7 protein-coding genes are annotated in these 6,955 nt (G+C 73.1%); 3 read left to right on the top strand and 4 right to left on the bottom strand.

Annotated elements, in window-relative coordinates:
* Together NQ160_RS15685 and NQ160_RS15680 are read right to left on the bottom strand one after the other, a co-directional pair.
* On the bottom strand, window positions 1-238 hold a 238-nt coding region (locus NQ160_RS15685; protein ID WP_257516108.1), incomplete at its 3' end, for a dihydroxyacetone kinase subunit DhaK.
* 79 nt (window positions 239-317) lie between these two features.
* Window positions 318-986 carry an NUDIX hydrolase family protein gene (locus NQ160_RS15680; RefSeq protein WP_257516107.1) on the bottom strand — a complete coding sequence of 223 codons (669 nt, stop codon included), beginning with the start codon at window positions 984-986 and terminating at the stop codon, window positions 318-320.
* A gap of 51 nt (window positions 987-1,037) precedes the next feature.
* On the opposite strand from NQ160_RS15680, the gene NQ160_RS15675 reads away from it, so the two are divergent.
* On the top strand, window positions 1,038-1,703 hold the full coding sequence (locus tag NQ160_RS15675) for an alpha/beta hydrolase (RefSeq protein WP_257516106.1): 666 nt from the start codon (window positions 1,038-1,040) through the stop codon (window positions 1,701-1,703).
* On the opposite strand, the gene NQ160_RS15670 is transcribed toward NQ160_RS15675, so the two are convergent.
* Window positions 1,688-2,029 carry a hypothetical protein gene (locus tag NQ160_RS15670; RefSeq protein ID WP_257516105.1) on the bottom strand — a complete coding sequence of 114 codons (342 nt, stop codon included), beginning with the start codon at window positions 2,027-2,029 and terminating at the stop codon, window positions 1,688-1,690. The two genes, NQ160_RS15675 and NQ160_RS15670, sit on opposite strands and share 16 nt — an antisense overlap.
* A gap of 252 nt (window positions 2,030-2,281) precedes the next feature.
* On the opposite strand from NQ160_RS15670, the gene NQ160_RS15665 reads away from it, so the two are divergent.
* A complete protein-coding gene (locus NQ160_RS15665; protein WP_257516104.1) occupies window positions 2,282-3,997 on the top strand; it encodes an ABC-F family ATP-binding cassette domain-containing protein in 1,716 nt (571 codons plus the stop codon).
* Between the two features lie 7 nt (window positions 3,998-4,004).
* Here NQ160_RS15665 and NQ160_RS15660 read toward each other — a convergent pair whose 3' ends face one another.
* On the bottom strand, window positions 4,005-4,418 hold the full coding sequence (locus NQ160_RS15660; RefSeq protein ID WP_257516103.1) for a GreA/GreB family elongation factor: 414 nt from the start codon (window positions 4,416-4,418) through the stop codon (window positions 4,005-4,007).
* A 250-nt stretch (window positions 4,419-4,668) separates the two neighbouring features.
* Between NQ160_RS15660 and NQ160_RS15655 the strand changes: the two genes are divergently transcribed.
* On the top strand, window positions 4,669-6,955 hold a 2,287-nt coding region (locus NQ160_RS15655), incomplete at its 3' end, for a DEAD/DEAH box helicase (protein ID WP_257516102.1).

Raw genomic sequence — 6,955 nt, 5'->3', positions numbered from 1 at the left:
GCGAGGCGAAGAGGTTGCCCATCGCGGCACCGTGCGCGAGACCGGGCCCGACGAGACCGCCGAAGGCCGGGTAGTGGCCGCTGCCGCCGCCGATGACGACCGCCACGGTGGGCTCATCACCGCGGGTTGACCGCACGACGCCGCCGGTGACGGGGCGCACCCACCGCGCCGATGCCGCGACGAAGCCTTCGATCATCTCCTCGGCGAAGTCGTCGGGGTCGTTGAACAGGCGCGTCATCGCGGTCTCCTCACGGGAAGCGGTGCGCCGATCCTATTGGAAATTGGATCAGTGGGGAAGCCGCGCCGCGGCATCCGCGTCAGCGCAGCGCGCCCACCGAAGCCAGCGCCAGACGCACGAGTGTGCCGCGGCCGCCCTCCATCTCGGCGGACACCGCGTCGCTGGAGGCCTCTTCTGGTGTCATCCAGGTGACCTCGAGGGCGTCCTGCCGGGGCTCGCAGGTACCGGACACCGGCACGACGAACGCCAGCGAGACCGCGTGCTGGCGGTCGTCGTGGAACGCGCTGACGCCGGGGATCGGGAAGTACTCGGCCACCGTGAACGGCACCGGCTGCGGCGGCAGCAGCGGGAAGGCCATCGGGCCCAGGTCGTTCTCGACGTGGCGGAAAAGCGCGTCGCGCACCGTCTCGCCGTACCGCACCCGCCCCGAGACGATCGTGCGGGTGATCTCCCCGAGCGGGGTGGCCCGCAGCAGGATGCCGACCTCGGTCACCGCACCCACGCCGTCGGTGCGCACCGGCACCGCTTCGACGTAGAGCATCGGCAGTCGCCGGCGTGCCTCGGCCAGCTCGACCTCGCTGAGCCAGCCCGGATTCTGGGCGGAGCCAGGGACGCGCGACCCGAGGCTGCTGCCGCCGAGCGGATGACCCGGACGGTCGAAGGGCGCACCGCCGGGACGGAGCGGATCCCGCGGCGAATCGTCGTCGTCGCGGTCGCCGGGTTCGGGGTCGGGGGTTCGGACGGCCATGCACTCATGTATACCCTCCCGGTGTCGGCGCGTCCTGTCAGGATGGAGGGCATGGTCGACATCCCCGCCCTCGATCCCGCCGTCGTGCGCTGGTCGGCGCCTCCCGCCGAGCGGGCCGGCCGACCCCTGCTGGTGCTGCTGCACGGCTACGGAGCCAACGAGGACGACCTGTTCGCCTTCTGCCCGCACCTGCCCGCCGACTTCGTCGTGGCGGCCGTGCGCGCGCCGCTGCTGCCGCCGTTTCCGACGCCCGGGCACTCCTGGTACCCGATCGAGGGGCTTCACAGTCGCCGGCCCGACGACGTCACCGCCGCAGCGGAGCGCTTCGTGGAGTGGGTGGATGCCGAGACGGACGCGGCATCGGTCGGTCTCCTCGGCTTCTCGCAGGGGGCGTCCGTCGCACTGCAGGCGCTGCGACTGCGGCCGGACCTCGTCTCATTCGCGGTGAACCTGAGCGGCTACGTCGCGCCCGGGGCGCTCCCGGGGGATGCGCACCTGGCAGAGCTGCGACCACCGGTGTTCTGGGGCCGCGGCACGCTTGACGATGTGATTCCGCCCGCCCTCATCGAGTACACGGTGCAGTGGCTGCCCGAGCACGTCGACCTGAGCGGCCGGGTCTACACCGGCCTCACCCACAGCGTCTCTCAGGAGGAGCTCGACGACGTCGTGACGTTCCTGCGCAAGCGGCTCGCGGCCGCAACTCACTCCCCGTCGTAGCGGTCGGGGTCGGTGTCCCGCGCGGGGTCACCGTCACCGTCGAGCACGTGCTGCTCCCCCGTGATGAGGTGCTCGTCGGCGACGGGCGCTGGACCCGGCTCGGCCACCGCGGGCTCAGCGACGCCGACGACCTCGCCCGGATCCAGGTCCACCGAGGGCTGGAACGCGACGGCGAAGACCACCGCGAAGCACATGCCCAGACCGATGCCCATCACCACGTCGCCGAGCGCCGCTCCCATCGCGGCGCCGATCCCGATGCCGATGATCGCGGCGAAGGTCCACGCGCGCACGGTGGCGGCTCGCTCCCCCCGCCGCCCGTCGCCCATGCCGGGCACAGTAGCCCGCTCCGGGCGCCGCGGCTATGCTGTCGGCATCCTTGTCCCCCACGTGAGGAATGAAATGACGGAGATCGTCACGGCCGCGCAGCACGCGCGCTGACCGTCGATCCTCGACGCGGAAGCGCTCCCTGCGCTGACCCGTCGATCCCGTCGCCTCCGGCCCGGACTCCTCCGCCGCCGTGACCGCGTCCTTCGTGTCAGCGCGCCCCTGCATCGCAGGGCTGACACCGAAGGATCCTCATGCACCTCCCCGCTTCTTCCCCGTCGGTCGTTCTGGACCGCGTCTCGTTCGTCTGGCCGGACGGCACCCCCACTCTCGCCGAGGTCTCCGGCGCGTTCGGCGCCGGCCGCACCGGACTCGTCGGGCGCAATGGCTGCGGCAAGTCCACGCTGCTTCGGCTCATCGCCGGCGCCGCGGCCCCCACCGGCGGTCATCTCACCGTGAGCGGCGACGTCGCCTGGCTGCCGCAGACCCTCACGCTCGCCGTCGATCGCCCGGTCGCCGACCTTCTCGGCGTCGGCGCGGCGCTGCGCGCCGTGCGGGCGATCGAGTCGGGTGACGTCGACCCGGCGCATTTCGACGCGGTCGGCGATGACTGGGATGTGGAGTCCCGCGCCCTCACCGCTCTCGCCGACGCCGGGCTGCCGCCGGACGCGCTGGACCGCCGCGTCGGGGAGCTCTCCGGCGGCGAGGCGGTACTCGCGGCGGTGGCCGGCGTCCGCCGACGCCGTGCCGCGGTGACGCTGCTCGACGAACCCACGAACAACCTGGACCGTGACGCCAGGGCGCGGCTGACGGCGATGGTGCGCGACTGGCCGGGAGCGCTGATCGTGGTGAGCCACGACACCGCGCTGCTGGAGACGATGGACGAGACCGCCGAGCTTTACGCCCAGACTCTGTCGACCTTCGGCGGACCGTACTCGCTCTGGCGAGAGGCGATCGAGCGCGAGCAGGCAGCCGCCCGGCAGGCCGAGCGCGCCGCCGCCCAGGTCGTCCGTCGCGAGAAGCGCGACCGCATCGAAGCCGAGGCGACGCTCGCATCGCGGGCGGCGATGGGGAGCAAGGCCCAGCGCGAGAAACGCGTGCCGGGCATCGTCGCGGGCAACCGCGCAAACGCTGCGCAGGTGTCTGCGGGAAGGCTGCGCGGCATGGTCGCAGGCCGCGAGGCCGACGCGCGCGCGGCGCTGGATGCCGCCGAGCGCCGGGTGCGCGACGACAGGTCGGTGCGCATCGATCTGCCCGACCCGGGAGTCCCCGCCGCGCGGCGCCTCGCCACCTTCGGCGACGGCGAGCGGTCCTGGGTGCTGCAAGGCCCCGAGCGCACCGCGCTCGTGGGACCGAACGGCGCCGGCAAGACGACGCTGCTGGAGCAGCTGGTCGCAGGAGACGACGCGGCCCGCAACGCGCCCGCGCCGGCCGGCGTCGCGGCCGCCGCCGTGCACAACGTCGGCATCCCACCCCGGATCGCGGCCGAACCGGCCGCCTGGGACCCCGACGCGCCGATTCGGCGACGTCGTGCACGCGCCGCCGCGCACACCGACCGCATCGGCTACCTGCCGCAGCGGATCGACGGCCTCGACGACACCGCGTCGGTGCTCGACAACGTCCGCGCGGCTGCGCCGGGCGTCGCCGTCGCCGACCTGCGCAATCGGCTGGCCCGCTTCCTCATCCGGGGCGCGACCGTCGACCGCCCGGTCGCGAGCCTCTCAGGCGGCGAGCGCTTCCGCGTCGCCCTGGCCAGGCTTCTGCTGACCGAACCGCCGCCGCAGCTGCTGATCCTCGACGAGCCGACCAACAACCTCGACCTCGACACCGTCGACGCGCTCGTCGACGCGCTCGGCGCCTACCGCGGCGCCGTGCTGGTGGTCAGTCACGACGACGCGTTCCTCGAGAGGCTGCAGCCCGACCTGGTGCTTCGCCTGGACGCCGACGGTGCGATGTCCGAGCGTGCGTGAGGCGGCCTCAGGCGAAGGGGACGGCGGACACGACCGCGACCTCGAGGGTCGCGCCGTTGGGCGCGGCGAAGCTCACGGTGTCGCCGACGTAACGTCCGGTGATGGCCGTTCCCAGCGGTGACGACGGGGAGTAGACGTCGAGGTCGACCTCGCCGCCCTGCTTCACCAGCTCGCGGCTGCCCAGCAGGAAGGTCTCCTCCGAGCCGTCCCGCGTGAAGCGCACCGTCACCGTCATGCCCGGCTCCACGAGACCGTCATCCGGCTTCGTGCCGACCTCGGCGCGGCGGATCAGGCTGCGCAGCTCGACCTGGCGCGCCTGGTCGGCGTCGCCCTCGGCCCGCCGGCTCAGTTCATCCAGCTCGCTCTGCAGCGCGGCGAGCGCCGCCGCGGTCATCCACACGGTTTCCTGCTCGTTCGACATGACTGTCCCTTTCCGCACTGACAAAGATCTTCCAGCCTATCGCCCCGGCGCTCGGAATACGAACGCGGAGCGGGGGTCGCTCGGCGCCGAACCCCCGCAGAACAGGAGGACTCCCCGCGACAGGTCGTTTCCGGCGGAATGGTCCTGTGCTGGCGAGATCGCCTGCGCTGGGGAGAGCGCCCCACCCGGCTGCGGACGCCGAGGCGTCAAGACCCGCCCGATTGTCGGTGGCCGGGGAGAAGATAAGAGAGTGGGCGACGTTCTCGAGCGGTTCGGTCCTGCCACGCAGGACTGGTTCCGCAGCGCCTTCCCCCGGCCGACCGACGCGCAGGTCGGCGCGTGGGAGGCGATCTCGCACGGCAAGCACGCCCTCGTCGTCGCCCCAACGGGCTCCGGCAAGACGCTGTCGGCGTTCCTCTGGGCCATCGACCGCATCTTCCACGAGAAGCGCGCTCCGGCGGATGCCGGCGCAGGCGCCTCACCCGCCCCGCGCGGCCGGCGCACCCGCCGGGAGCCCTCGCCCGGCACGAGCGTGCTCTACATCTCGCCGCTGAAGGCGCTCGGCGTCGACGTCGAACGCAATCTGCGCTCCCCGCTGGTGGGCATCGGGCAGTCGGCCCGGCGCCTGGGCATCACGGTGCCCGAGGTGACAGTGGGGGTGCGCTCGGGCGACACCCCGTCCGGGGACCGCCGCAAGCTGGTCGCCGACCCTCCCGACATCCTCATCACCACCCCCGAGTCGCTGTACCTCATGCTCACCAGCCAGGCCGGGCTGACGCTGCGCAACGTCCACACCGTCATCGTCGACGAGGTGCACGCGGTCGCCGCCACCAAGCGCGGCGCGCACCTGGCGGTCAGCCTCGAGCGGCTCGAGGCCCTGCGGCAGGAGCACGCCGAGGATGCCGCGACCCTCGCGCCCGCCCAGCGCATCGGACTGTCGGCCACGGTGCGCCCGATCGATGAGGTCGCCCGGTTCCTCGGCGGCTCGGCCCCGGTGGAAATCGTCGCGCCGCGGGCGACGAAGGCGTTCGACCTGCGGGTCGTGGTGCCCGTCGACGACATGCTCAACCCGCCGCCTCCCCCCGGCGCGGCCGAGCCGCCCGGCACCGACACCGACGACGCCGCCGCCAAGAGCGACGCGGACGGCGACGGCGACTGGTTCGCCCCGTCGGCGCGGCCGCGGCCGACGGGGGAGTCCACCGAGGCGACCGGGTCGGTGTGGCCGCACGTCGAGGAGGCGATCGTCGACCGCATCCTCGCCCACCGGTCCACCATCGTCTTCGCCAACTCCCGTCGACTCGCCGAGCGGCTGACGGGCCGGCTCAACGAGATCTACGCGGAGCGGCTGGGCCTGGAGCCCCCCGCCCCCGCCGTCCCCGCGCAGATGATGGCGCAGGCGGGGTCGACCGCCGGCGTCGAGCCGGTGCTCGCGAAGGCCCACCACGGGTCGGTGTCGAAAGAGGCGCGCGCGCAAGTCGAGGACGAACTGAAGTCCGGGCTGCTGCGCTGCGTCGTGGCGACCAGCTCGCTCGAGCTCGGCATCGACATGGGCGCGGTGGATCTCGTGATCCAGGTCGAGGCGCCGCCGTCGGCGGCATCCGGCCTGCAGCGCGTCGGACGAGCGGGCCACCAGGTCGGCGAGGTCAGCCGGGCGGCCCTCTTCCCCAAGCACCGCGGCGACGTGCTGCACACGGCGGTGGTGACCGAACGCATGCTGGCCGGTCAGATCGAGGCCATCGCGGTGCCGCAGAACCCGCTCGACATCCTCGCGCAGCAGACGGTGGCCGCCTGCGCGACCGGCCCGATCGACGTCGAGGGCTGGTTCGACACCGTGCGCCGCAGCGCGCCGTTTCGCACCCTGCCGCGCTCGGCATACGAGGCGACGCTGGATCTGCTCGCGGGCCGCTTCCCCTCGGACGAATTCGCCGAGCTGCGCCCGCGCATCGTCTGGGACCGCGACCACGGCACGCTGACCGGGCGCCCGGGTGCCCAGCGGATCGCAGTCACCAGCGGCGGCACGATCCCCGATCGCGGCCTGTTCGGCGTGTTCGTCGCCGGCGAGTCCCGCAACGCCCGCGTCGGCGAGCTCGACGAGGAGATGGTCTACGAGTCGCGGGTCAACGACGTGTTCACCCTCGGGACGACCAGCTGGCGCATCGTCGAGATCACCCACGACCGCGTCAACGTGGTGCCCGCGTTCGGGCAGCCCGGAAAGCTCCCCTTCTGGCACGGTGACGGCCTCGGCCGCCCGGCCGAGCTCGGCGAAGCGCTGGGGAGGTTCTCGCGCGAAGTGTCCGCCGCCCCGCACGACAAAGCCGTCGCGCGCCTGACCGAGTCGGGCCTCGATGACAACGCGATCGGCAACCTGCTGGGCTACCTCGCCGAGCAGCGCGAGGCCACAGGAAGCCTTCCCACCGACCGCACGCTGACCGTCGAGCGCGGCCGCGACGAGGTCGGCGACTGGCGCATCATCCTGCACTCCCCGTACGGCATGCACGTGCACGCCCCGTGGGCGCTGGCGGTCAACGCCCGCATCC

It is taken from the genome of Microbacterium sp. zg.Y909, from assembly GCF_024626565.1.
This window is presented reverse-complemented; position numbering and strand designations above follow the sequence as displayed.

Bases quoted from the DNA above. Each gene is read 5' to 3' on its own strand.
- NQ160_RS15660 (WP_257516103.1), bottom strand. From the start codon at position 4,418: ATGTCGAACGAGCAGGAAACCGTGTGGATGACCGCGGCGGCGCTCGCC.
- NQ160_RS15665 (WP_257516104.1), top strand. From the start codon at position 2,282: ATGCACCTCCCCGCTTCTTCCCCGTCGGTCGTTCTGGACCGCGTCTCG.
- NQ160_RS15680 (WP_257516107.1), bottom strand. From the start codon at position 986: ATGGCCGTCCGAACCCCCGACCCCGAACCCGGCGACCGCGACGACGAC.
- NQ160_RS15675 (WP_257516106.1), top strand. From the start codon at position 1,038: ATGGTCGACATCCCCGCCCTCGATCCCGCCGTCGTGCGCTGGTCGGCG.
- NQ160_RS15670 (WP_257516105.1), bottom strand. From the start codon at position 2,029: ATGGGCGACGGGCGGCGGGGGGAGCGAGCCGCCACCGTGCGCGCGTGG.